The organism is Bartonella sp. CL63NXGY, from assembly GCF_042194905.1.
In the GTDB taxonomy this organism is placed as follows: domain Bacteria; phylum Pseudomonadota; class Alphaproteobacteria; order Rhizobiales; family Rhizobiaceae; genus Bartonella.
Map to the genome: position 1 here is coordinate 1 of NZ_JBHINK010000113.1, position 652 is coordinate 652.

The following is a 652-nucleotide window of genomic DNA, read 5'->3' on the forward strand; positions in this document are numbered from 1 at the left end:
CACCACCAAAATAATTTGCTATATCTCCAGATATTTTATTAATTTGGTTCCCATTGATTGCATCATGCGATCCTTGCGCAATTATGCCATCTTTAACATTATGGAGAGCAACAGGGTCTTGGTTATCTACCCCACCTAAAGTTACGCTACCATAATTAATGGCACCATTTTCTTTATCGTAGAGAACTGCAGCAGCTCTTGTGAGATTAATATCATTAGAAATCATCTCTATACTTTTATCAAGCTGGGCTTTGTTAACAGCTTCATCACTCCACTCTGCAGCTTTTACACCGGAAATTGTACGAGCATCACCAGATTCGTTTGCAACATTGATTTCTATACCACCTGTTGCCTTACCTATGGTGATAGTACCTTCATTCTCTTCTTGTTTAACGAGGCTGTTTTTTGTCGCATTTGTAATCTGATTTTGAATATTCGTGATAGAAGCATCAACAGCATTAAAAGTAGATTCAAAACCATTATGTGGCTTACCCTGAATAGTGTAAGTGGGAGCCTTACCGTTAGATACATCTGCACCACCACCAAAATATTGAGATGTATTTTGAGAAATTTTTGCTAGATTATTCGTAACAGTGGTAACATTCTGATTAGTAACAAAAAGTTGTGAACCATTTACCGCATCGGTTGAATT

General features: G+C 37.1%; 1 pseudogene. It reads right to left on the reverse strand.

Features of this window, described 5'->3' with window-relative positions:
- Positions 1-652: pseudogene (locus ACFIK0_RS09560) on the reverse strand (hypothetical protein); the annotation flags it as partial.